Origin of the sequence: Avibacterium sp. 20-132, assembly GCF_023611925.1 — a bacterium.
Lineage (GTDB): Bacteria > Pseudomonadota > Gammaproteobacteria > Enterobacterales > Pasteurellaceae > Avibacterium.
Genome location: NZ_CP091456.1, coordinates 821848 through 845510, shown reverse-complemented (window position 1 = coordinate 845510; position 23663 = coordinate 821848). Strand labels below are relative to the sequence as shown.

The following is a 23663-nucleotide window of genomic DNA, read 5'->3' as shown; positions in this document are numbered from 1 at the left end:
TTGTATTTTTTATATTTTGTATAAACAACTAAAATAAGTCTGTGTAGAAGAAGCTAAAAATTCTGTAAAATTTGCACCGCACTTCACATTTCTTTATGCAAAAAATGGCGTGTATTTAGTAACTGACAGGCGTTGTTTTTCGCTGTATTACTCGTAATCCATCAATGATGATCAAGCCCATTCCAATCATTAACGATAAAAAGAGCGGATAATTTTCCGCGTCAATATTTTCCCCAATAAACAACGAAACGGCGAGCATCATTATCGGTTCGGCGTAACCTAATAGTCCTAGCACATTAATTGGCAATAGACTGCTTGCCATAATGTAAGCATTAAAGGCAATGCCACTGAGTAAGCCGAGTAGAAATAATAAAGACAAAATATGGGGATTCACCAACTGCACTTCTGCAATGTTTACTTGAGCGGCAAAATAGATACACACGGGTAAGGTCAGAACCATTTCAATGGCGAAGCTGGTAATATCATTGAGCTTAAACCATTTTCGCATCATAAAATAAATAGCATAGCCACACACCGCAAGGCTTTCCCAAGAAAGCCCTCCTTTGCTATAAATGTTAAAACCAATACCAATTGCGGCGATGATAATGGCAAGAAATTTAAGTGGGGAGATGCGTTCTTTAAAGAAAATCCGCCCTGCTGCCACTAAAACAAGAGGTAATAGCAAATAACCAAGGGAAACGCTCAATGCACCTCCATTGTTTGGCGCCCACAAAAAAAGCCACATTTGAAACCCCATCATACTGCCATTAAATAAGAAAACAAGCAGTAACCAAGGCTCGCGTTTAATTCGTTTTAAGTGAGCGATCAGCATATATTTTTGGCGGAAAATAAACACCGCTGCAATCACAAAAGGCGCAGTAAAAACAACACGATAGCCAAAAATATCTTCGCCACTTAATGGAAGTAATAACGTGGAAAAGTAATAAATGTAGCCAAATAGCATTGAAGCCAAAAGTGAAAAGCCAATCCCTTTTAACATAACCCACCTAAATTTAAATGAAATGATAACCGCACTTTACTCTAACATTTGCCAAAATGCACGAACTAAGGGCAAATTTAAACGGTTCTTTTGCATACAAAGCCCTAAATCAAAAGGCTGTACTGGCGTATCAATGGTTAATGTTGAAACCTGTGAATTAAGTGGGCTATTTTCGATCACGACATCAGGCAATAAGGCGACACCACAACCGAGCGCTACCATTGAGACAATTCCTTCGTGTCCTGATACTGTCGCATAGATTGTGGGATGTTTAATTTTTTTCTGCTGAAACCATTGATCAATTCGCTGTCTAGCAGGCCCTTCTACGGGCAAAATAAAGGGAACTTTTTGCCAATCAATAGGCATTTGCTGCAATAATTGCGTGGTTGCGCAAGCAACGCGTGGCGCAATGAGGGAAAGGGTGATAGCATCAATATAATGAAACATTACATTTTGTGGTAAATGCGCAGGTCGTCCTGCTAAAGCTAAATCCACTTGCTGGCGCTGGATCATTTCTAACGCTTGGGCAGGATCACCCGTAGTGAGCTGAATTTCTACTTTGGGGTAACGCAAACGAAATTTTTCTAACATTTGGGGCAAATGGCTATACGCGGCGGTAACCGAACAAAATAGCCTTAATTCACCTTGTAATTCTTGCTGATTGGTATGAAATTGCTGTTTTAAAGATAACCATTGTTGCCATTGTTGATAAGCAAATTGTAAAAACAACTCCCCAGCGGGTGTGAGAGAAACCTTACGATTATCGCGTAATAACAAAGTTTCCCCTAACGCCTCTTCAATCCGTTTAATTTGCCGTGAAAGGGTAGAAGGCGACATATAATGCTGTTCTGCTGTTTTGGCAAAATGTTTATTTTCAGCTAAATCAATAAATAGTTTAAGATCTTGAAATTCCATTAAGTTTTTCTCGATAAAAAGAGGTTTTATTGCAGAGGACTCATCTGTGTGTTTCCTAATGATAGGAATGATAAGCTTAAGTGGGTAAACATATAGATCTGTACTTACCAAAATTTGTAAAAAAATCACCGCACTTAACTTTCTACGGTTATTACTATACATCCTTATTAAGATTAACGCAGAAAAATTTAGGTTGAATTAGAGTAATTTTGGAATTGTACTAGATAATGAGACTGGCTTGATTAAAAAAATCTCAACTCCGTTAATGTTGATTTTGTTTTTCTGTAAAATGTGTGCTGTATTGATGTGTAAATGATTAAATTTACTCACATTCAATACATCATAACCTTTGTAGAAATCTGTGAAAACGATACTGTCTGGATTATGTTAAGGGAAATTTTTTGATGCGTTTGGTTGCTGATATTTTAAGTAATGCTATCCTTAAAATGAACAGAGATTAAGGTAAAACGTATAAAAATTCCCACCTATCAAAATAGGTGGGAGCAAAAACTTTATATATATCCTCTATTTTGTAATATGGTTAATATATTTGTTTTTAATACAGTATTTAAGTCATTATAACCTACGTAAGTAGGTAAAATTACCTAAAGATCACTCTACTATACCTGCTAATATCCATTAACTTACTCCCAAAATCATTTGTTCAATTTCCACTTTAGTTTGAACTAGTTGCTCATTAGCTTGCTGGCGTAAATTGGAAGCTTGTTGGCGAATTTGGCGGATATGAGTGATGATTTTTTGTTGGATTTTCGGAGATGGAACAGGGATTTGCAATAAAGCTAAATCCTTAGCATAAACATGAGTTTGAACTCCACCTTTTGCTAAACTGTAAATTTCTTGCTGTTTTAGCTTTAATACTTCCGCTAAAAATTCTGTTGAAATTTCATCTTCATTTTTAGAAAAAATCATCGTGCAATCCGAGGCAAAAATAGGATAATCGTGATACCACACATAACCTGCTGAACCGCTAGCACTCACAGTAATCACATTGCCATTATGGTTGGCGATATGGTGGGTGTAAGGACTACTTTGTCCACCTGCAATCACAGGATAATCGCCAGCAATCACATCATCGGAAGTAATGCTTTGTCCTTTTTGCAAAAAAGCTAATTTATCTAACCTCTTGTTAGCGTATTTTCCGCCTTGAATGCGGTAATGCTTGTTAAATTGGCTTTCTGCATCAAAAGCCCTGCCTGATATTTCACTCATCTGTACGGTAAATATACGGTTTTCTAGGCGGTTATCAGTTTCAGGTAATGTGATTTGCAACTCGTTTAAAAGATAGGCGTTAATGCTGTTCAATAGGGTTTGGGCTTGTTTTTCTTTTTTCTGTTTTTCCTTAATAGTTTGTTGATATTTTGCAATGATTTTATCTTGTATCATCAAGGGGGGAATAACGATCGGCGTAGGGGCTAACTGCTGATAATTGATGTTTTTTTGAGCCGCTTGCGGAGCCAAATTTTCCAAATATGATTTAATGTATTTGAAATAAATATTGATATATTCCAACCGTAAATTATCTGATTTTGGCGTTAAAGCAATCAAGCTATCAGGATAACAAGCTGGATAATCTAAAATTGCCGTATCGCCGATATTTGCAGCAATTGTAACGATGACGGCTTTTTTCGTTTGTAGTTTGCTGGTTTTTAAACCCAATTCATTTAAAGTTTGGCTGTACGGAATATTGCCAGCATTCATACTGGCTTTAACAATATCACCTGTTTGAATAAATGGGTATTTACCACCGTATAATGCGGGGTCATTTCTTGGGCGGTGTCCAAATCGCCCCCTTTGCATATCAATGCAATCAGACATTTTGCTAACGGGATAATGCTTTTGTTTAGCAAAAATAAAATTTTCAAGTGTCTGATAATATAAAGGATCTAATCGCCCGTCCAACTCCCCCGACTGCACCAAAAACATTTGTCCGTGCGTTAATGCTGTCTGAAAATTAAAATTCGCCATTATTCACTCCTTCAATAAAGCGTGCCAATTCTGTGCTGATGGTGTCCAGCTCGTTGATAGAGGTGTCTTTGCCAGTGGCGTCATAACCAATATGTTCGGCGATTGCCATAAATATCGGATAATCAGGCAGTTGGGTGCGTTTTTGAGCAAGGTAATCGTCTAGCAGAGTTTCTTTGAGTTCGGCAATTTTGTTGCTGTATTCTCTGTTAATTCCCTCTTTCCATTCTTTGTAAGCAGAGGTTTCTTTAAAGGCTTTTAAATCGCCTTCAAAATCCACACTTGTGGCATTTTTTAAGACGGTTTTTTTCTCGCGCTCCCACATTTTTAAGGTGATTTCATATTGACGATGGTTTTTCACAGTGGTTTGAATATCTTGCTTGATACCGCTGATGCGTGTGGTTTCGGCAGCATCGTATTTACGCAAAAACAATACGCTGCTTTTTACGCCTGCACCAGTGGCTTTAAACGCAGTTTGTGGTAGGCTAACTACGGCGATAATACGGAATTTTTCTTCAATGCTATCACGCACATATTGCAGACTGCTGTTGGTTAAAATACCGTCTGGAATAACGATTGCCAAATAGCCGTTTGGTTTCAAAAAGTTATAGCATTGCTCAATAAATAATATTTCAGTGGCTTGACTATCTCGGTTCTGTACACCACTGTTTTTAGTATCTAGCCAAGAAACATCTTTTAAACCAAAGCCGTAATTAGACAAATAAGCCTTTTCGGTTTGCTTGACTATATTACCAAATGGCGGATTAGTGATGATAAAGTCGAAGTGATTATATTTAAAGCCAATATTATTGCTTTGATTTTGTAGCTCGATGTCGCTTAACAAGCCATCAGCAGAAATCACATTAGTATGCCCGTCATCGTGAATAATCATATTCATTTTGGCGGCGCGGCTGATTTGTTCGTTAATCTCAATGCCGTAGAGTTTTTTCTCGGCAAAATCGTGCCAATGGCGGAAATGCTCGGTACTGCCTTGCGGATAATATTCATCGGCTTCACAGCGGACTTTATCCAAGGCGTGCAGCAGGAAGCCACCGCTGCCGCAACTGGTATCCAGTACGAAGCTATCGTGGGTTATCGGCAAGACATCGACGATAAATTTCACAATGCGGCGTGGGGTGAAATATTGCCCAAAACTGCCACGGAAAAACGAATCCATAAAGGTTTCAAAGGCACGCCCTTTGCTGTCAAGGTCGGTTTTGCTTAAATTGACATCTTGCAAATAGCCGACAATGGTACGCACTCGTTCGGGCGACAAGCGGATGTTGTCTTTAAAAACTTCGGGATCTTTGGCTCGACCTTCTGCATACAGCGCGGTAATACGATCAAATAAGGCTTGATTGTTTTTCTTTACGCCATCCTCGTTTTTCTCGTCAAAATCCAGCATAATTTGAAAGTCGTAAGGCGTACCGTCTTTTCGTAGTTTACGCTCGTCCCAAATTTTGCAGAAAATCAGCTTGTCTAATTCGTCAAAAGCTTCGGATGGATTAAGCTGTCCTCCCGCCCATAATGCGTTATGAGCTTGTTTAAAACGGCGGGTTAAATCGGCTTCATCAACAATTTGTAAATCAAAGAACTGCTGTTTGCCTTTTTCAGTGGACAGTTTTCCCCCTTTGACAAATTTATAGCTGGCGAGATTATCCACACCAAATGGAGGAATATCGGGCAGAGTAGTACGGCTATTTTTACTTTTATCGACAGAAAAATATTCGTTTTTGATGGATGATGTTACCCATACGAATTTGACATTATTCGGCAGGGCGTAAGCGTAAGAATAGGCTTGGTTGACTGCTTGAATAAATTCTGCTTCGGAGACCTCGGCTTTTTTACATTCCACCAATATGTGCGGCTGTTGGCATTCGGCATCACGGTAAACCACAATATCAGCTTCTTTGGTGCTAGAACCCATCGTTACTGAAACAAAATTGCGGATTTGTTCTTTAGGGTAGCCGTATTGCAAAATCAGACGGCAATAAATTTCCGCCTGTACTTGTTCTTCGGGATTGGCAAAATTGCGGGAACGCTGTTCGAATAGATATTCAATGCGGTTTTCAGATGAAATAGAAATCAGCTTGTGCTTTATGCCAAGGGCGATAAAATCACTGACTGACTGACTGACTGACTGACTGACTGACTGACTGACTGACTGACTGACTGACTGACTGACTGACTGACTGACTGACTGACTGACTGACTGACTGACTGACTCATTTTTTTGATCCTTAAATTCGTTTGTCAAGTATAATTTATTGCCTATCTGAAATTTCTTTAAAAGAAATTGCAAAGGTTTCTTTAAAATTTTCAGGCATTGAACGGTAATCAGCTATTAACTTTTCTTCTTGATTAGACATATTACTTTTTTTGGTTGCTGATTAGAACATTGCCCCATTACCTGTTGATAGCCAAGTAATACTAATTCCTAATGTTTCGTGAATTTTTACTAATCCGTCCAAATTTGGATCACGCCCTTCATTCAAGTAATTCATTGCTGAACGATAAGATATTCCAGTTAGTTCTGAGAACTCTTTAAGGCGCATGCCTTTTACTTCTAAAATTTGTTTCAATCTATCTGGTATGCAGATGGTTTCATATTTTAATTTGATCAAGATATAACCGCAATATGGCATCTCATTTTCTTCTCACAAGCAAAGCCTGAACGCTTGCACCTATCAAGATAGCTCATCTATCTGATGCGGGAAGCGTTTTCGATGCTTTACACCTTGCGTTGGGGAAGTGAAAAGAATGTCGTGTGTCCGAAATGCGGTGTACAGTATCAAGCCTATTTCATCTCTACTCATAAGCAATGGTAGTGCAAACATTGTAAGCATACCTTTAGCATTACGTCAGGCACGATTTTTGTTTAATCACAAATTGCCGATTCAAACCGATGAATACGATACGAAGTTTTGCACCTACCAAAGTCATAAACGCTATTTCAAAGGCAAATGAAAGCGAAATTAATTTTTCACTAAGGACTAACAAATGAACATAAAATGATATTTATAAAGGATGTTATTTGTCATTGAAGTTAAAAATAAAGCCATAGCAGAAAAAATGTTTATTAGGGTTACGCTATTGGGAAATCAGACTCAATTTTGTCCATACCTCCAAAATTTTTGAAAATATACTCAAAATTAAGTAGAAAATACCATTTAAATAAAAGATGGAAAAGGAAACTATTCTATCGTGTTTTAGATGCTAAAAGGGGATGATGTTGTAGATTTACGATCAGTGTCGCAAAAATGATAATTAGTTGAAAATATTCATCAAAAAGAGACATTTTATGTGATATAACTTTAGCCACTTTAATAATTAACCGAAATGCGAGGAGATGTATGATGAGTATTACTAGCACTCTAACATTTGAAATTAGAAAAGAACTCAGTGAACTTATTGGGGAAGTGTCTGCGAAAGGCGTGTTTAATAGCTATGGAATTTTTCAGGCAAAATCAATGTTTGGTTTATTCCAAGATAATTGCTTTTATCTAAGAGCTGTTGGGAAATTAGCGCAATATTTGGAGAGCCAAGGCGCAATACCTTATATGGAACATTCTGAAAAGCCGGTTTCTTGCGGTATAAATTTTTATCTTCTTCCTGATAAAGTTAGAGAAAATAAAGATTTATATAAATCTCTGATTCTATGGTCAATTGAGCAAATAGAAGAAGGTAGAAATCAGAAAGAAATGGCAAAGGTCGATTTAATTCGAGGTCGAGTGAACTTATCTGTTAGACACGAGCGCCTTTTAAATAAAATTGGGATTCGTTCTTTTGATGATTTTTTAAAGGCGGGCGCTGAATACTGCTATATAACGCTTAAAAAAGCAGGGTTCAGTGTTAATTTGCACTTCTTCTGGAATCTAAAAGCGGCTTCTTTAAGAAAGCACGCAATGATGCTTACACAAGAGGAAAAAGAAAAAGCATTAGAGGCGTTAAATGCAGCCCTTGCTAAAGAAGGAATGAGAGCGATTGATCCTATTAAGGATTAATATTTGCTGTATTGCGGTGGAATATAAACAAAAATGTAAGTTTTTTCACCGCACTTTGTTTTCTAAATAATCACTTACAATATTTTTAAAATTTTTTGTAAAAATTTGTAAAAAAACACTTGCAAAGATTTTCGAGATGTCTATAATACGCCGCACACAACGACGCGACGTTGTAGAAATTAAGATGATACAAATCGCGTCGTTCTTTTTTGCTCTTTAACAATCAATCAGACAATCTGTGTGGGCATTCGTTGATTTTCAAAAAGATTTAAAATTTAGAAATCAATGATGCTTAACTTGAGATTCGAAAAGAATATAACGTTATGTATTCATTGAGCGAGATTAAACTGAAGAGTTTGATCATGGCTCAGATTGAACGCTGGCGGCAGGCTTAACACATGCAAGTCGAACGGTAACGGGTTGAAAGCTTGCTTTCGATGCTGACGAGTGGCGGACGGGTGAGTAATGTTTGGGAATCTGTTTTATGGAGGGGGATAACCATTGGAAACGATGGCTAAGACCGCGTAATATCTGAGGATTAAAGTAGTGGGACCGCAAGGCCACTAGCCATAAGGTGAGCCCAAGTGGGATTAGGTAGTTGGTGGGGTAAAGGCCTACCAAGCCTGCGATCTCTAGCTGGTCTGAGAGGATGACCAGCCACACTGGGACTGAGACACGGCCCAGACTCCTACGGGAGGCAGCAGTGGGGAATATTGCGCAATGGGGGGAACCCTGACGCAGCCATGCCGCGTGAATGAAGAAGGCCTTCGGGTTGTAAAGTTCTTTCGGTGATGAGGAAGGTGGACGTGTTAATAGCACGTTGATTTGACGTTAGTCACAGAAGAAGCACCGGCTAACTCCGTGCCAGCAGCCGCGGTAATACGGAGGGTGCGAGCGTTAATCGGAATAACTGGGCGTAAAGGGCACGCAGGCGGTAAATTAAGTGAGATGTGAAATCCCCGAGCTTAACTTGGGAATTGCATTTCAGACTGGTTTACTAGAGTACTCTAGGGAGGGGTAGAATTCCACGTGTAGCGGTGAAATGCGTAGAGATGTGGAGGAATACCGAAGGCGAAGGCAGCCCCTTGGGGAGATACTGACGCTCATGTGCGAAAGCGTGGGGAGCAAACAGGATTAGATACCCTGGTAGTCCACGCTGTAAACGCTGTCGATTTGGGGGTTGGGCTTTGAGCTTGGCGCCCGTAGCTAACGTGATAAATCGACCGCCTGGGGAGTACGGCCGCAAGGTTAAAACTCAAATGAATTGACGGGGGCCCGCACAAGCGGTGGAGCATGTGGTTTAATTCGATGCAACGCGAAGAACCTTACCTACTCTTGACATCCAAAGAAGAACTCAGAGATGAGTTTGTGCCTTCGGGAACTTTGAGACAGGTGCTGCATGGCTGTCGTCAGCTCGTGTTGTGAAATGTTGGGTTAAGTCCCGCAACGAGCGCAACCCTTATCCTTTGTTGCCAGCACTATGGGTGGGAACTCAAAGGAGACTGCCAGTGATAAACTGGAGGAAGGTGGGGATGACGTCAAGTCATCATGGCCCTTACGAGTAGGGCTACACACGTGCTACAATGGTGCATACAGAGGGAAGCGAGCCTGCGAGGGTGAGCGAATCTCAGAAAGTGCATCTAAGTCCGGATTGGAGTCTGCAACTCGACTCCATGAAGTCGGAATCGCTAGTAATCGCGAATCAGAATGTCGCGGTGAATACGTTCCCGGGCCTTGTACACACCGCCCGTCACACCATGGGAGTGGGTTGTACCAGAAGTAGATAGCTTAACCGAGAGGGGGGCGTTTACCACGGTATGATTCATGACTGGGGTGAAGTCGTAACAAGGTAACCGTAGGGGAACCTGCGGTTGGATCACCTCCTTACCGAAGAGAAGACGAATGTTCACACAGATTGGTTGATTGATGTTAGACAATGAGAAGCAAAGGAATACCCGAATCCTTGAGGGTCTGTAGCTCAGGTGGTTAGAGCGCACCCCTGATAAGGGTGAGGTCGGTGGTTCAAGTCCACTCAGACCCACCACTCAAGTGATGAAGAAGAAATGATTGGGGATATAGCTCAGCTGGGAGAGCGCCTGCCTTGCACGCAGGAGGTCAGCGGTTCGATCCCGCTTATCTCCACCAAATCATTTAATGAGATGTAAATCATTAGTAAGTTCTTTTAGATTGTCTTAAGTAAGTGTACTTAAGATAGATTTTAGTCAGAGAATTTAGTAATGATAGTACACAAAATCAGTATTATCCTATTTGCTCTTTAACAATGTAAAAACAAGCTGAAAACTGAAGAGACTTTCAAGCCGGTGATAAAGGATAAAGTTTATCACTGAATTGAAGAAGTCTGAGTAGAAGAAGACTTACTTGAACAAAAGCAAGTAAGCGATTCTCAACGAATGACGATGATAGCTTTAAGGAAAAAATCCTTGAGGTTGTATAGTTAAGTGAGAAAGCGTACAGGGCGGATGCCTTGGCAATCAGAGGCGAAGAAGGACGTGCTAATCTGCGAAAAGCGTGGGTGAGTTGATAAGAAGCGTTTAACCCACGATGTCCGAATGGGGAAACCCGATAGGTGAAGAACCTATCATTGTTTACTGAATAAACTAGGTAAACAAGGCGAACCGGGAGAACTGAAACATCTAAGTACCCCGAGGAAAAGAAATCAACCGAGATTCTGTGAGTAGCGGCGAGCGAAAGCGGAGTAGCCAGTAAGTGATAGCAAGTGATTTAGGAGAATTGACTGGGAAGTCAAGCGAAACAGGGTGATAGCCCCGTATCTAAAAAATCGCGTGTGGTACTAAGCTTACGAGAAGTAGGGCGGGACACGAGGAATCCTGTTTGAAGATGGGGGGACCATCCTCCAAGGCTAAATACTCCTGATTGACCGATAGTGAACCAGTACTGTGAAGGAAAGGCGAAAAGAACCCCGGTGAGGGGAGTGAAATAGAACCTGAAACCCTGTACGTACAAGCAGTGGGAGCCCTTTGGGGTGACTGCGTACCTTTTGTATAATGGGTCAGCGACTTATATTTTGTAGCGAGGTTAACTGAATAAGGGAGCCGAAGGGAAACCGAGTCTTAACTGGGCGATGAGTTGCAAGGTATAGACCCGAAACCCGGTGATCTAGCCATGGGCAGGTTGAAGGTTGGGTAACACTAACTGGAGGACCGAACCGACTAATGTTGAAAAATTAGCGGATGACCTGTGGCTGGGGGTGAAAGGCCAATCAAACCGGGAGATAGCTGGTTCTCCCCGAAATCTATTTAGGTAGAGCCTTGTGTGAATACCTTTGGGGGTAGAGCACTGTTTCGGCTAGGGGCCCATCCCGGGTTACCAAACCGATGCAAACTCCGAATACCAAAGAGTACTGCACAGGAGACACACGGCGGGTGCTAACGTCCGTCGTGGAGAGGGAAACAACCCAGACCGCCAGCTAAGGTCCCAAAATCTATATTAAGTGGGAAACGAAGTGGGAAGGCTTAGACAGCTAGGATGTTGGCTTAGAAGCAGCCACCATTTAAAGAAAGCGTAATAGCTCACTAGTCGAGTCGGCCTGCGCGGAAGATGTAACGGGGCTAAAATATAGTACCGAAGCTGCGGCATCAATCGAAAGATTGTTGGGTAGGGGAGCGTTGTGTAAGCGGAAGAAGGTGAATTGAGAGGTTTGCTGGACGTATCACAAGTGCGAATGCTGACATAAGTAACGATAAAACGGGTGAAAAACCCGTTCGCCGGAAGACCAAGGGTTCCTGTCCAACGTTAATCGGGGCAGGGTGAGTCGGCCCCTAAGGCGAGGCTGAAAAGCGTAGTCGATGGGAAACGGGTTAATATTCCCGTACTTGGTAAAGCTGCGATGTGGGGACGGAGAAGGTTAGGTTAGCGTACTGTTGGAAATGTACGTTTAAGTTGGTAGGTGGGTAGACTAGGCAAATCCGGTCTACTGTCAACACAGAGAGATGATGACGAGGCTCTACGGAGCTGAAGTAACTGATACCACACTTCCAGGAAAAGCCACTAAGCTTCAGGCTTTACTAAACCGTACTGAAAACCGACACAGGTGGTCAGGTAGAGAATACTCAGGCGCTTGAGAGAACTCGGGTGAAGGAACTAGGCAAAATAGCACCGTAACTTCGGGAGAAGGTGCGCTGGCGTAGTGTGAAGTTCTTTGCGAATGGAGCATGAACCAGTCGAAGATACCAGCTGGCTGCAACTGTTTATTAAAAACACAGCACTCTGCAAACACGAAAGTGGACGTATAGGGTGTGATGCCTGCCCGGTGCTGGAAGGTTAATTGATGGTGTAATCGAAAGAGAAGCTCCTGATCGAAGCCCCAGTAAACGGCGGCCGTAACTATAACGGTCCTAAGGTAGCGAAATTCCTTGTCGGGTAAGTTCCGACCTGCACGAATGGCATAATGATGGCCAGGCTGTCTCCACCCGAGACTCAGTGAAATTGAAATCGCCGTGAAGATGCGGTGTACCCGCGGCTAGACGGAAAGACCCCGTGAACCTTTACTATAGCTTGACACTGAACCTTGAATTTTGATGTGTAGGATAGGTGGGAGACTATGAAGCGGTAACGCCAGTTATCGTGGAGTCGTTGTTGAAATACCACCCTTTAACGTTTGATGTTCTAACGAAGCGCCTGAAACGGGTGTTCGGACAGTGTCTGGTGGGTAGTTTGACTGGGGCGGTCTCCTCCCAAAGGGTAACGGAGGAGCACGAAGGTTTGCTAATGACGGTCGGACATCGTCAGGTTAGTGCAATGGTATAAGCAAGCTTAACTGCGAGACAGACAAGTCGAGCAGGTGCGAAAGCAGGTCATAGTGATCCGGTGGTTCTGAATGGAAGGGCCATCGCTCAACGGATAAAAGGTACTCCGGGGATAACAGGCTGATACCGCCCAAGAGTTCATATCGACGGCGGTGTTTGGCACCTCGATGTCGGCTCATCACATCCTGGGGCTGAAGTAGGTCCCAAGGGTATGGCTGTTCGCCATTTAAAGTGGTACGCGAGCTGGGTTTAGAACGTCGTGAGACAGTTCGGTCCCTATCTGCCGTGGGCGTTGGAGAATTGAGAGGGGCTGCTCCTAGTACGAGAGGACCGGAGTGGACGCATCACTGGTGTACCAGTTGTCTCGCCAGAGGCACTGCTGGGTAGCTAAATGCGGAAGAGATAAGTGCTGAAAGCATCTAAGCACGAAACTTGCCTTAAGATGAGTTCTCCCCGACTTTAAGTTGGTAAGGGTTGTTTGAGACTAAGACGTAGATAGGCTGGGTGTGTAAGCGATGTGAGTCGTTGAGCTAACCAGTACTAATTGCCCGAGAGGCTTAACTATACAACACTCAAGGGTTTTGGCTTGTTTTTGATTGAGAGAGTAGGGATTTTAGAGCGGAATGCTTTGAAGTCTGTAGATAAGAGAGATAAGCTTTAGATAAGCGAAAGAATTATCTTGGCGGCGTTAGTGCAGTGGACCCACCTAAATCCATGCCGAACTTAGAAGTGAAACGCTGTAACGCCGATGGTAGTGTGGGAGTTTCCCATGTGAGAGTAGGGCACCGCCAGGTTTTGAATGAAAGAAGAACGCCATTGAGGGAACTCAGTGGCGTTTTTTGTTTTTTAGGGAATAAAAGCAGATAAGCATCACTGAGAATGAATAGGCTATAGTCATTTCAAATAAAAATAATATGGTTATTACTAGTCCCTTATGTTGTATGTATTAGCTGTATGCAGCGGTCGCTGTCGCCTTGCCTTATTTTCATTTTAAACGATTATAGAAAAAGGAAAATCACCTTATCTTCTATACCTCAAATAAATTATTGATTAAGGCATAGGATCACACTAATGCTAAATTAATCTTCATTTCTAGAATGGCTTTTTGTGCATTGTCTAATAAATCCTGATCGGAAATAATTCGATCAAATTCATTTAATGTACAAATATGAAAAGTTGCACTTTTTCCGTATTTAGACGAATCTGATACTAAAACTTTCCGTTGGCTAGATTGCAAAATCGCGCGCTTCACTGGCAGTTTGTTTTCATCTGGTGTAGTAAGCCCTTTTAAATTCCAAGAGGAGGTGGAAATAAAGGCAATATCAATAGCCAGTTGCCTTAAGAGTTGGGCTGCTAATTCACCCACTGAAGAATAATTAGATTTATTTACCGTTCCGCCGCAGTGTATCAACTCACATTGCCCATTTTTCATTAGAAAATCTGCGATAATAAAATCATTGGTAACCACCAAGAGATCTTCCCTATCAATAATTCGATGGGCGATTTCCAGTGTTGTCGTGCCTGCATCTAAATAGATTGTTGTATTTTGTGGAATGGATTGGGCGGCACAAATACCGATATTTTCTTTCTGTGATGTAGAGAGTAAAGATTTTGCGTTATGAGTAAGTTCATCTGATAAATGTTCTAATAATTTTACACCACCAGAAACGGAAACCACACGCCCTTCTTGCTCTAGTTTTTGAATATCTCGGCGGATTGTCATATGGGATACGCCAAGTGCTTCGACTAATTGTGCGATACTAATAATATTATGCTGTCGAATAAGATTAAGCAGTTGTTTTTGTCGCTCTGCAGGAATCATCACATACTCCGAAAGGATTAATTTCCCCTATTATAAAGTCTTTCTCAGAAAAATCCTATTTAATGAATTAACAATATTTAACATTTAATGTTAAATATTGTGATCTTTGTCGCAGTTTTTTATTTCAGAATAGGTAAAATGACTTGCATCTTAATCATTATTGCAGAGGAGAATGGGAATGAAAAATTATTCAGTTGCAGTTATTGGCTTAGGGGCGATGGGAATGGGCGCAGCGAAATCTTGCGTGAATGCAGGGTTAAATACCTATGGTGTAGATCTCAACCCTGCCGCCTTAGAAACCTTAAAACAATATGGTGCGAAAGCGGTGAGTCAAAGTGCGGTGGATTTTTCACAGCAATTAGATGCTGTCATTTTATTGGTGGTCAATGCTACACAAGTGAATGCGGTATTATTTGGGGAAAACGGCTTAGCTCAGCATTTAAAACCAGGAACAGCAGTGATGGTTTCTTCTACAATTTCTGCACAAGATGCGAAAGAAATTTCACAAAAATTAACAGAGCTAGGTTTGCTTATGCTAGATGCGCCTGTTTCTGGTGGTGCTGCAAAAGCAGCGGCAGGAGAAATGACAGTAATGGCATCAGGTTCAAAACAAGCTTTTGAGAAATTACAGCCTGTATTAACTGCCGTTGCAGGTAAGGTTTATAACATCGGTGAAGAAATTGGTTTAGGCGCAACAGTGAAAATCATTCACCAACTCTTGGCTGGTGTACATATTGCCGCAGGTGCTGAAGCAATGGCGTTAGCGGCTAAAGCAGGTATTCCGCTTGATTTGATGTATGACGTTGTGACCAATGCGGCAGGGAATTCTTGGATGTTTGAAAACCGAATGAAACACGTTGTCGAAGGGGACTACTCGCCACTTTCAATGGTTGATATTTTTGTTAAAGATTTAGGCTTAGTGAATGACACGGCAAAATCGCTCCATTTCCCACTGCACTTGGCAAGCACGGCTTATTCAATGTTTACAGAAGCAAGCAACGCTGGCTATGGAAAAGAAGATGACAGCGCAGTGATTAAAATTTTTAGTGGTATCGAGTTACCAAAAAAGGAGGGAAATTAAGATGCTAGGTGTAATTGCAGATGATTTTACTGGTGCAAGTGATATTGCCAGTTTCCTTGTAGAAAATGGACTTCGCACTGTTCAAATGAATGGTGTACCAACACAGCCTTTACAAGATAGCGTTGATGCCATTGTCATTAGTTTGAAATCCCGTTCAAATCCAGCGAATGAAGCGGTTCAACAATCTTTACAAGCGTTAGATTGGTTAAAGCAAAATGGCTGTTCACAGTTTTATTTTAAATATTGTTCCACCTTCGATAGCACAGAAAAAGGCAATATTGGGCCTGTTACGGATGCGTTATTAAAGGCGTTAAATGATGATTTCACGGTGATCACGCCGGCATTACCGATTAATGGTAGAACGATTTTTAATGGCTATTTGTTTGTGGGCGATGTGCTACTTAATGAATCTGGAATGCGCAACCACCCAATTACGCCAATGAAAGATGCCAATTTGCTCCGTTTAATGGATTCTCAAGCAGAAGGAAAAACTGGCTTAGTCGCTTATGCTGATGTCATTCAGGGCAGTGAACAAGTTAAGGCGCGTTTCGCCGAATTAAAGCAACAAGGCTACCGTTATGCTGTGGTGGATGCCGTTGATAACCAACAGCTTGCAGTTTTAGCTGATGCCGTGGCTGACTTCAAATTGGTAACAGGCGGTTCTGGACTTGCGGCGTATATGGCTGCGCGTTTAAGTGGCGGTAAAAAAGGAGACAATGCGTTTACCCCAACAAAAGGAAAAACTGTCGTGTTGTCAGGCTCTTGTTCGGTAATGACCAATCAACAAGTGGAAAATTATCAGAAAAAAGCACCGCACTTATTCCTTGATGTGGAACAAGCCATTAATCACCCTGATTATGCGGACAGGCTATATCAATGGACGATGGAAAATTTAGATTCACCATTAGCACCAATGATTTATGCCACCGTTCCCCCTGAAAAACTTAAAGCTATTCAAAATGAATTTGGTGCAGAACGCGCCAGTCAGGCTATTGAACAAACCTTTGCGCGTTTAGCGGAAAAATTGAAAAACGCAGGCGTAACCAATTTCATTACGGCTGGCGGTGAAACATCTAGCATTGTGGTACAGCAACTTGGTTTTAGCGGTTTCCATATTGGTAAACAAATTGCGCCGGGTGTGCCTTGGCTAAAAGCGCTGGAAGAACCCATTTATCTTGCGTTGAAATCGGGTAATTTCGGCAAAGTGGATTTCTTTGAGTTTGCACAAGGAATGGCAGTATGACAGAACGAGAACAAAAAATTGAAATGGTAAATCTTGCCCGTTCGTTTTATAAACGAGGTTATAGTGTGGGTGGGGCTGGAAACTTATCTGTTCGTTTAGATGAAAATCGGATTTTAGTGACGCCAACAGGCTCTTCTTTAGGTCGATTAGATATTGAAAAACTCTCTATTGTGGATATGCAAGGTAATTGGCTGGCTGGTGATAAACCTTCTAAAGAATATGTGTTTCATTTGGCGCTGTATCAGAACAATCCGCAATGTAATGCGGTTGTTCATCTTCATTCCACTTATTTAACCGCACTTTCTTGTTTGGAGGGATTAAATCCAACCAACGCAATGCGTGCCTTTACTCCCTATTATGTTATGCGAGTCGGTAAGCTACCTGTAATTCCTTATTATCGCCCCGGTGATGTAAATATTGCGCGTGAATTAGGGGAGCGAGCTTTATCAGGCAACGCTTTTTTGCTTGCTAATCACGGTGTTGTTGTGACGGGAACGAGCTTGGTTGATGCGGTGGATAACACGGAAGAATTGGAAGAGACCGCCAAACTGTTCTTTATCTTACAAGGACATGATATCCGTTATCTCACTGATATGGAAGTAAAAGATTTAGAAAACAGAGGAAAATAATTATGCCGAAATTTGCAGCAAATCTCACAATGATGTTTAACGAAGTGCCATTTTTAGATCGTTTTGAAGCAGCAGCTAAAGCCGGTTTCAAATATGTAGAATATTTGTGGCCTTATGAATATCCAGCCATAGAATTAAAACAACGTTTAGATCAATTTGGCTTAAAACAAGTGTTATTTAACACGCAAGCAGGTGATGTTAGCCAAGGGGAATGGGGCATTGCAGCAATTCCAGGGCGAGAAAATGATGCACGCCGTGATATTGATTTAGCGTTGGAATATGCCCTTACCTTACATTGTCCGAATGTTCACGTTATGGCGGCAGTTGTTCCTGAGAGGAAAGATCGTGAAGCGTATAAAGCGATATTTATTGAAAATGTACGCTATGCGGCGGATAAATTTAAGCCTTATGGCATTAAGGTGCTACTTGAGGCACTTAGCCCGGAAGTCAAACCCAATTACTTACTGAAAAGCCAATACGATACGTTAGAAGTGGTTGAATTGGTTAATCGCGATAATGTGTTTGTTCAGTTAGATTATTTTCACGCACAAAATGTAGATGGCAATTTATCCCGCTTAACGGACAAACTGGCGGGGAAATTTGCACATATCCAAATTGCTTCTGTTCCCGCTCGTGTTGAGCCTGATGAAGGAGAAATTAACTATCAATATATTTTCGATAAATTAGATGAGATGGGTTATGAGGGTTATGTTGGTTGTGAATACAAACCAAGAGCGAAAACCGAAGAAGGATTAGATTGGTTCGAGCCTTACAAAAAGGCATAGCACATTGCTTGCTAGGGTAAATTTCTAGCAAGCCCTTATCCACGTTGATGAACAAGGAGAATCATTATGTTTATGTTTCTATCTCACCCTTTAGATCCGAAAGACGTTGCTTGGCCTGGTGAACCTGTTGTTAAAGTAACCAGATGCACAGATGTTACTGAAGATTGCCCATTTAGTAGCTTTATTAGTGAAATACCCAATCATTGTGGCACCCATATGGATGCCCCACGTCATTTTGTAAAGGATGGGTTGAGTATTAATGAATTACCGATAGATTATTTTTGCCACAAAAAAGTTGCATTAATTGAAATACCCAAAGGAGAGGCAGAAGGGATCACTAAAGAAGATCTAGAACCTTATGCTGAGATGCTATCTCAAGTCTCTTTTGCTTTTTTACGTACAGGATTTGAAAAATATCGTACAGAAAATCCCACACTTTATCAAAATGAAGGCCCTTATATTGCCACCAGCGCAGGAAAATATTTATCTGATACTTTTCCAAATTTGAAAGGGGTTGGTATTGATTTCCTCGCCTTAGGCTCACCATCATCACGCATACCAGACAGTGAAAATCCGAAACATTGCCATCAAGCCATTTTAGGTTATCACACCGGACGTTTTACTACGGTGATTGAAGATATGCACCTAGCTGAGCTACCACATAATGCGAAGATTGTGCAGTTTATTAATGCACCCTTGCGTATTACTGGGCTTGATTCTAGCCAAGTAACTTGCATTGTTGAGTTGGAATAATCGGTGAATAGATGTGCTGTAAGGTGCATCTATTTTTCTTGCAGAAGGAGGTCATTATGGAAAATTTGAACCTTTACCTTGGTGAATTGGTAGGAACGGCCTTTTTTATGGTATTAGGGTTAGGTGTTTGCGCCAATATTTCCTTAAAAAAATCAGGAATGTACGGTAGTGGTGGTATTGTCGCCGCTTGTGGTTGGGGACTAGCGATGGTTTCTATTGCTGTTATCTTTGGGCCGCTAACTGGGGCGCACGTTAATCCTGCCGTTACCATTGGCTTTTGGGCAGTAGGGCGTTTCCCTGCATCTTTAGTCGCAGGATATATTCTCGCTCAGTGCATTGGTGCTTTTATCGGTGCGGTAATAATTTGGCTGTTATTTAAAGATCATTTAGATGAAGAAGATAATGAAAATAGCAAATTAGGTGTGTTTGCAACTATTGCATCTAACCAAAATAATTGGCGTAACTGTCTGTCTGAAGCCGTTGCCACCTTCTCATTATTATTCATCTTATTTGCCTTAGGACATCAAATTCCAGCTAATGGTATGGCAATGTTTTTTGTCTTTGCTGCGGTAGCAGGGGGCGTAATGTCTTTTGGCGGTCTGACAGGGTATGCAATTAATCCAGCAAGAGATTTTATGCCGCGATTAGTGCATTACTGCTTACCTATTAAAAATAAAGGGCGTTCGCATTTTGACTATGCTTGGGTGCCTATTGTTGGCCCCATAATCGGCGCTTGTTTAGCCGCTTTATTATATCGAGCATTATTTGCCTCTTAATTTATTCGTCGCAATTGAATATGTATCCACTTCTCATAAAAGGAGCACACAATGAAAATCGTCATTACTGGCGGGCAAGGATTCCTTGGACAACGCTTAGCAAAAGCCTTACTCACACAAACCAGACTTCCTATTGAAGAACTGGTATTAATTGATCTCGTCAAACCTATTGCGCCAAATAATGATTCAAGAGTACGTTGTATCGAAATGGATCTACGTCAACCGCAGGGGCTAGAGGAAATCATTACCACAAAAACCACCGCACTTTTTCATTTGGCTGCTATTGTGAGTAGCCACGCAGAACAAGATCCTGATTTAGGTTATGAAATTAACTTTCTTGCTACTCGTCATTTATTAGAAGTATGTCGGAGAACTAACCCTAATATTCGTTTTATTTTCTCCAGTTCTTTAGCGGTGTTTGGTGGTGAATTACCTACGGTGATTACTGATAGTACAGCCGTAACACCACAATCTACTTATGGTTCACAAAAGGCGATGTGTGAGCTATTGATTAATGATTATAGCCGTAAAGGCTTTGTCGATGGTTTAGTAGTACGTTTACCCACCATTTGTATTCGTCCGGGTAAACCGAATAAAGCGGCATCTTCATTTGTAAGTAGCATAATGCGTGAACCGTTACATAGCGAAGAGAGTATTTGTCCCGTTTCAGACGATCTCGGTTTATGGCTCTCTAGCCCTAATACTGTCGTGGATAACTTCATTCATTGTTTGCAATTAGCCAAATTACCAGAACGGAATTGGCATATTGTGAATTTACCCGGCTTTAGCATTTCCGTGAAAGAAATGTTAGCTAACCTTGCGGAAATAAAAGGTCAAGACATTTTACAGTATGTTAAATACCAATTTGATCCACAAATCAATGACATTGTAGCAAGTTGGCCTGCGCAAATTGATAACCATAAAGCGTTGGCATTAGGTTTTAAAGCAGATAAGGATTTTAAATCCGTCATTCATCAATTCATTCAATACGATATGTAAGGAGACAATATGTTTGGTTTACCTACGCCAATCATTGGCTTAATTATCGCTGTTTTTGTACTGGTTTATTTAGTTCTGAAAACCCGTGTTCACGCCTTTATTGCGATGTTAATTGCGTCCTCCATTGCTGGGTTAATTGGTGGAATGACGGCTCAAGAAACCTTAGGGGCGATTTCCAAAGGATTTGGTGGCACCTTAGGGGGAATCGGAATTGTGATCGGTTTAGGCGTAATGATGGGAAGCATCTTAGAAGTATCGGGTGCGGCCGAAAAAATGGCATATAGTTTTATCAAAATACTTGGTAAGAAAAAGGAAGAATGGGCATTAGCGATCACCGGTTATATTGTGAGTATCCCCATTTTTGTAGATTCTGCTTTTGTGATTTTATACCCCGTAGCAAAAGCTTTAGCTAAAAATGGTAAACGTTCTCTACTTACACTCGGCGTTGCACTTGCAGGGGGACTAGTGGTTACGCACCATACTGTGCCGCCAACACCGGGTCCTTTAGGCGTTGCTGGGCTATTTAATGTGGATATTGGGGCAATGCTATTGGTTGGTATGTCAATGGCCGCATTTCCGGTTATTGGTATCGTTCTCTATGCAAAATGGCTTGATAAAAAATATCCTGACTTTAATCAACAGGTTTTCACTCAAGAAGAACTTAAACAAAAATATGATGACTACATTGAAAGTCGTGAAAAGAAAAATTTACCAAGTTTAGGGCTTTCTTTACTGCCAATTTTATTACCTATCGTGTTAATTTTTATTAAAGCGATTTTAGATTTAATTGCTAAAAGCGCTCCAGAATTATCACATAATGTAATTTATCAAACCTTTGTCTTCCTTGGGCATCCTATCATCGCTCTGGCGATTAGTGTATTAATTTCTGTTTATGCACTCTTACCAAATGTAGATAAAAATACCACCGCACTTCATTTAGAAGAAGGGGTAAAAACGGCAGGGATTATCTTATTAGTAACAGGTGCTGGTGGTGCATTAGGTGCGGTATTACGTGAAAGTGGCGCAGGGGCTGAGTTAGCCAAACAAGTAGCAGCCTTACCGATTTCTCCTATCTTAATTCCTTTTATTGTTTCAACACTTGTTCGCTTTATTCAAGGTTCTGGCACCGTGGCGATGATTACCGCTGCCTCTATCTCAGCACCAATTTTAGCGCAAATTCCGGGGGTGAATATGTTACTTGCTGCACAAGCTGCCACAATGGGATCACTCTTTTTTGGTTATTTCAATGACAGTTTATTCTGGGTAGTAAATCGAATGATGGGCATTAGTGATGTGAAAAAACAAATGATTGTGTGGTCTGTTCCTACTACTATCGCTTGGGCTATAGGGGGTTCTATGGTGATTTTCGCAAATCTAATTTGGGGAAATGATGGCTCTATTTTCGATTTAATTCTTCCTCTTGGGGTATTGGGGGGCATTTTGTTGTATGTCAATAGACAAAATAAACAACTTTAACGTTACATAAATTCCGTGTGTTGTTTTCAATACACGGAATTTTTCTTATGGAGGAAATATGAAAAAGTGTGGTCTTTTATTTTGTAGTTTTTTATGTGGGCTAAATATGGCTAATGCCAATGATCAGCCCAAACCATTGGATAAACCTATAAAAATGAGCTTAATTGGTGAGATTACTGAACAAGGGCAAAAAATTAGTGGTATCGCCTTAGAGTATGAAGACAATATTTTATCGGGATCAAACTTACGCCAGCTTTATCGGGTTCAAACCACATTGGATCAACAAGCACCAATTTCTCGGACTGTGTTGAAAGCCTATGTTAATAATCAAGCGCAAAAAGCTTATCAAGCAAAGGCTGGGAAATTTGTTATTATTGAGCTAGATACCCAAGATAAAAATGCCATTCCTTATAGGTTACGCGAAGAAAATGCACAACCAATGAGATTTCAAGCAAAGGATAAAAATGACAAGATTATTTCCGTGGAAAAAGTCCAACGCTCAAAAGTTCCTGAATATTACAATGATCGATTAATTTATACCGTTGAACAAACCGGTCTGCTTAAATTAACGAATGGCAAAACCTTAGATAAAACAAGTATTAAGAAATCAGCCAGTCAAGCAATGATCCATACACCTTATCTTGATGAATTTATTGCCAAAACAGTGGAAGGAAATGCTGATAAAAATCAATTAGCTTATCGCTTTTATCGTCCACAATTTAATACTAATCAAACTTATCCGCTCACCCTATTTCTACACGGTTCAGGGCAAGTGGGAACAGATAATCTTGCTCATTTACTGTCTAGTAAAGGTGCTATTGCAACCTTAATTTATGAAGCAGGGTTTGTACTTGCTCCACAATATCAGACGGTATTTGATCCCTTTGAACCACAAGGTGGTATCCATTGGCAAACTGATAATCGCCTTGATTTATTGCTCAAAATGATCGATCGCACTTTAGAGAATGAACCGCAAATCGATCCTACACGGATTTATTTAATTGGATTGTCACGTGGGGCAGAAGGGGCATTAAAACTTTTGCAAAAACGACCGCACTTTTTTGCGGGAGCCTTATTAATGAGTGGGCGAGAAGCGAATACATTAGAGTGGATTGAGGGGAATGCGAATGTGGCTAATTTAGCAATGCTCAAAAATGAAAATATTTGGTTTTTTCATAGTAAAGAAGACAAGGTTTCCCCAGTGAATGGCTCTAGGATTAATTACCACATTTTGCACGACAAGCTCAATGCACCAAATGTGAAATATACCGAATTTACTATGCAACAGGCAGGTGATAACGGCATTGTAAATGCGAATCCACATAACACTTGGGATGCAGTGTTTAATAGCCCCGAAATAATTCATTGGTTGTTAGCGCAACGCAGAGCCATTAAACCATAGAGGAAACA

General features: G+C 41.0%; 16 protein-coding genes, 2 tRNA genes, 3 rRNA genes and 2 pseudogenes. 16 read left to right on the top strand and 7 right to left on the bottom strand.

Annotated features, from left to right (window positions below):
• Positions 1-115: 115 nt before the first annotated feature.
• The 6 genes and pseudogenes from rarD to L4F93_RS03915 all read right to left on the bottom strand — a co-directional run bounded on the left by rarD (position 116) and on the right by L4F93_RS03915 (position 6453).
• Positions 116-1000: an EamA family transporter RarD gene (gene rarD, locus L4F93_RS03940; RefSeq protein WP_250351212.1), complete on the bottom strand. Its 885-nt coding sequence runs from the start codon at positions 998-1000 to the stop codon at positions 116-118.
• A gap of 36 nt (positions 1001-1036) precedes the next feature.
• A complete protein-coding gene (gene ilvY, locus L4F93_RS03935; protein WP_250351211.1) occupies positions 1037-1915 on the bottom strand; it encodes an HTH-type transcriptional activator IlvY in 879 nt (292 codons plus the stop codon).
• 246 nt (positions 1916-2161) lie between these two features.
• Positions 2162-2296, bottom strand: a pseudogene (locus L4F93_RS03930) (IS1595 family transposase); the annotation flags it as partial.
• Between the two features lie 258 nt (positions 2297-2554).
• On the bottom strand, positions 2555-3901 hold the full coding sequence (locus L4F93_RS03925; protein ID WP_250351210.1) for a restriction endonuclease subunit S: 1347 nt from the start codon (positions 3899-3901) through the stop codon (positions 2555-2557).
• Positions 3888-6155 (bottom strand): restriction endonuclease subunit M, encoded by a 2268-nt coding sequence (locus L4F93_RS03920; RefSeq protein WP_250351209.1) that lies wholly within the window; start codon positions 6153-6155, stop codon positions 3888-3890. Before L4F93_RS03920 ends, L4F93_RS03925 begins: the two co-directional genes overlap by 14 nt.
• 133 nt (positions 6156-6288) lie before the next feature.
• Entirely contained in the window at positions 6289-6453 is a 165-nt protein-coding gene (locus L4F93_RS03915; protein WP_250351208.1) for a helix-turn-helix domain-containing protein, read from the bottom strand.
• Between the two features lie 131 nt (positions 6454-6584).
• Here L4F93_RS03915 and L4F93_RS03910 point away from each other — a divergent pair.
• The 7 genes and pseudogenes from L4F93_RS03910 to rrf all read left to right on the top strand — a co-directional run.
• Positions 6585-6802, top strand: a pseudogene (locus L4F93_RS03910) (transposase); the annotation flags it as partial.
• Between the two features lie 449 nt (positions 6803-7251).
• Positions 7252-7902 (top strand): TfoX/Sxy family DNA transformation protein, encoded by a 651-nt coding sequence (locus L4F93_RS03905; RefSeq protein ID WP_250351207.1) that lies wholly within the window; start codon positions 7252-7254, stop codon positions 7900-7902.
• A 344-nt stretch (positions 7903-8246) separates the two neighbouring features.
• Positions 8247-9789, top strand: a 16S ribosomal RNA gene (locus L4F93_RS03900).
• 80 nt (positions 9790-9869) lie between these two features.
• Positions 9870-9946, top strand: a tRNA-Ile gene (locus tag L4F93_RS03895).
• Positions 9947-9971: 25 nt separating this feature from the next.
• A tRNA-Ala gene (locus L4F93_RS03890) sits at positions 9972-10047 on the top strand.
• 308 nt (positions 10048-10355) lie between these two features.
• Positions 10356-13254: ribosomal RNA gene (locus L4F93_RS03885) — 23S ribosomal RNA — on the top strand.
• 113 nt (positions 13255-13367) lie between these two features.
• Positions 13368-13483: ribosomal RNA gene (gene rrf, locus L4F93_RS03880) — 5S ribosomal RNA — on the top strand.
• Together the 16S, 23S and 5S rRNA genes with 2 tRNA genes alongside form the textbook arrangement of a ribosomal RNA operon.
• 269 nt (positions 13484-13752) lie before the next feature.
• On the opposite strand, the gene L4F93_RS03875 is transcribed toward rrf, so the two are convergent.
• Positions 13753-14511, bottom strand: a complete 759-nt coding sequence (locus L4F93_RS03875) for a DeoR/GlpR family DNA-binding transcription regulator (RefSeq protein WP_250351621.1) — start codon at positions 14509-14511, stop codon at positions 13753-13755.
• 172 nt (positions 14512-14683) lie between these two features.
• On the opposite strand from L4F93_RS03875, the gene ltnD reads away from it, so the two are divergent.
• From ltnD to L4F93_RS03830, 9 genes are all read left to right on the top strand, one after another.
• The gene (ltnD, locus tag L4F93_RS03870) at positions 14684-15592 is read left to right on the top strand and encodes an L-threonate dehydrogenase (RefSeq protein WP_250351206.1); all 909 of its coding nucleotides are present in this window, start codon (positions 14684-14686) and stop codon (positions 15590-15592) included.
• A gap of 1 nt (position 15593) precedes the next feature.
• Entirely contained in the window at positions 15594-16835 is a 1242-nt protein-coding gene (gene otnK / locus L4F93_RS03865) for a 3-oxo-tetronate kinase (RefSeq protein WP_250351205.1), read from the top strand.
• Positions 16832-17464 carry a 3-oxo-tetronate 4-phosphate decarboxylase gene (gene otnC, locus L4F93_RS03860; RefSeq protein ID WP_250351204.1) on the top strand — a complete coding sequence of 211 codons (633 nt, stop codon included), beginning with the start codon at positions 16832-16834 and terminating at the stop codon, positions 17462-17464. The genes otnK and otnC overlap by 4 nt, the downstream gene beginning before the upstream one ends.
• A gap of 2 nt (positions 17465-17466) precedes the next feature.
• Complete coding sequence (otnI, locus tag L4F93_RS03855; protein WP_250351203.1) at positions 17467-18249, top strand: 2-oxo-tetronate isomerase; 783 nt, start codon at positions 17467-17469, stop codon at positions 18247-18249.
• Positions 18250-18315: 66 nt separating this feature from the next.
• Positions 18316-19002: a cyclase family protein gene (locus L4F93_RS03850; protein ID WP_250351202.1), complete on the top strand. Its 687-nt coding sequence runs from the start codon at positions 18316-18318 to the stop codon at positions 19000-19002.
• Positions 19003-19058: 56 nt separating this feature from the next.
• The gene (locus L4F93_RS03845) at positions 19059-19778 is read left to right on the top strand and encodes an MIP/aquaporin family protein (protein WP_250351201.1); all 720 of its coding nucleotides are present in this window, start codon (positions 19059-19061) and stop codon (positions 19776-19778) included.
• A 51-nt stretch (positions 19779-19829) separates the two neighbouring features.
• Positions 19830-20777: a D-erythronate dehydrogenase gene (gene denD / locus L4F93_RS03840; protein WP_250351200.1), complete on the top strand. Its 948-nt coding sequence runs from the start codon at positions 19830-19832 to the stop codon at positions 20775-20777.
• A gap of 9 nt (positions 20778-20786) precedes the next feature.
• Positions 20787-22253, top strand: coding sequence for a GntT/GntP/DsdX family permease (locus tag L4F93_RS03835; protein ID WP_250351199.1), 1467 nt, complete (start codon positions 20787-20789; stop codon positions 22251-22253).
• Between the two features lie 58 nt (positions 22254-22311).
• A complete protein-coding gene (locus tag L4F93_RS03830) occupies positions 22312-23655 on the top strand; it encodes a phospholipase (RefSeq protein ID WP_442778826.1) in 1344 nt (447 codons plus the stop codon).
• Positions 23656-23663: the final 8 nt, after the last annotated feature.

Excerpts from the sequence above, each read along its gene's own strand:
- otnI (WP_250351203.1), top strand. The coding sequence starts at position 17,467 with ATGCCGAAATTTGCAGCAAATCTCACAATGATGTTTAACGAAGTGCCA.
- L4F93_RS03850 (WP_250351202.1), top strand. The coding sequence starts at position 18,316 with ATGTTTATGTTTCTATCTCACCCTTTAGATCCGAAAGACGTTGCTTGG.
- rarD (WP_250351212.1), bottom strand. The coding sequence starts at position 1,000 with ATGTTAAAAGGGATTGGCTTTTCACTTTTGGCTTCAATGCTATTTGGC.
- L4F93_RS03915 (WP_250351208.1), bottom strand. The coding sequence starts at position 6,453 with ATGCGCCTTAAAGAGTTCTCAGAACTAACTGGAATATCTTATCGTTCA.
- L4F93_RS03905 (WP_250351207.1), top strand. The coding sequence starts at position 7,252 with ATGATGAGTATTACTAGCACTCTAACATTTGAAATTAGAAAAGAACTC.
- otnC (WP_250351204.1), top strand. The coding sequence starts at position 16,832 with ATGACAGAACGAGAACAAAAAATTGAAATGGTAAATCTTGCCCGTTCG.
- denD (WP_250351200.1), top strand. The coding sequence starts at position 19,830 with ATGAAAATCGTCATTACTGGCGGGCAAGGATTCCTTGGACAACGCTTA.
- otnK (WP_250351205.1), top strand. The coding sequence starts at position 15,594 with ATGCTAGGTGTAATTGCAGATGATTTTACTGGTGCAAGTGATATTGCC.
- L4F93_RS03875 (WP_250351621.1), bottom strand. The coding sequence starts at position 14,511 with ATGATTCCTGCAGAGCGACAAAAACAACTGCTTAATCTTATTCGACAG.
- ltnD (WP_250351206.1), top strand. The coding sequence starts at position 14,684 with ATGGGAATGAAAAATTATTCAGTTGCAGTTATTGGCTTAGGGGCGATG.
- L4F93_RS03925 (WP_250351210.1), bottom strand. The coding sequence starts at position 3,901 with ATGGCGAATTTTAATTTTCAGACAGCATTAACGCACGGACAAATGTTT.
- ilvY (WP_250351211.1), bottom strand. The coding sequence starts at position 1,915 with ATGGAATTTCAAGATCTTAAACTATTTATTGATTTAGCTGAAAATAAA.
- L4F93_RS03830 (WP_442778826.1), top strand. The coding sequence starts at position 22,312 with ATGAAAAAGTGTGGTCTTTTATTTTGTAGTTTTTTATGTGGGCTAAAT.
- L4F93_RS03845 (WP_250351201.1), top strand. The coding sequence starts at position 19,059 with ATGGAAAATTTGAACCTTTACCTTGGTGAATTGGTAGGAACGGCCTTT.
- L4F93_RS03835 (WP_250351199.1), top strand. The coding sequence starts at position 20,787 with ATGTTTGGTTTACCTACGCCAATCATTGGCTTAATTATCGCTGTTTTT.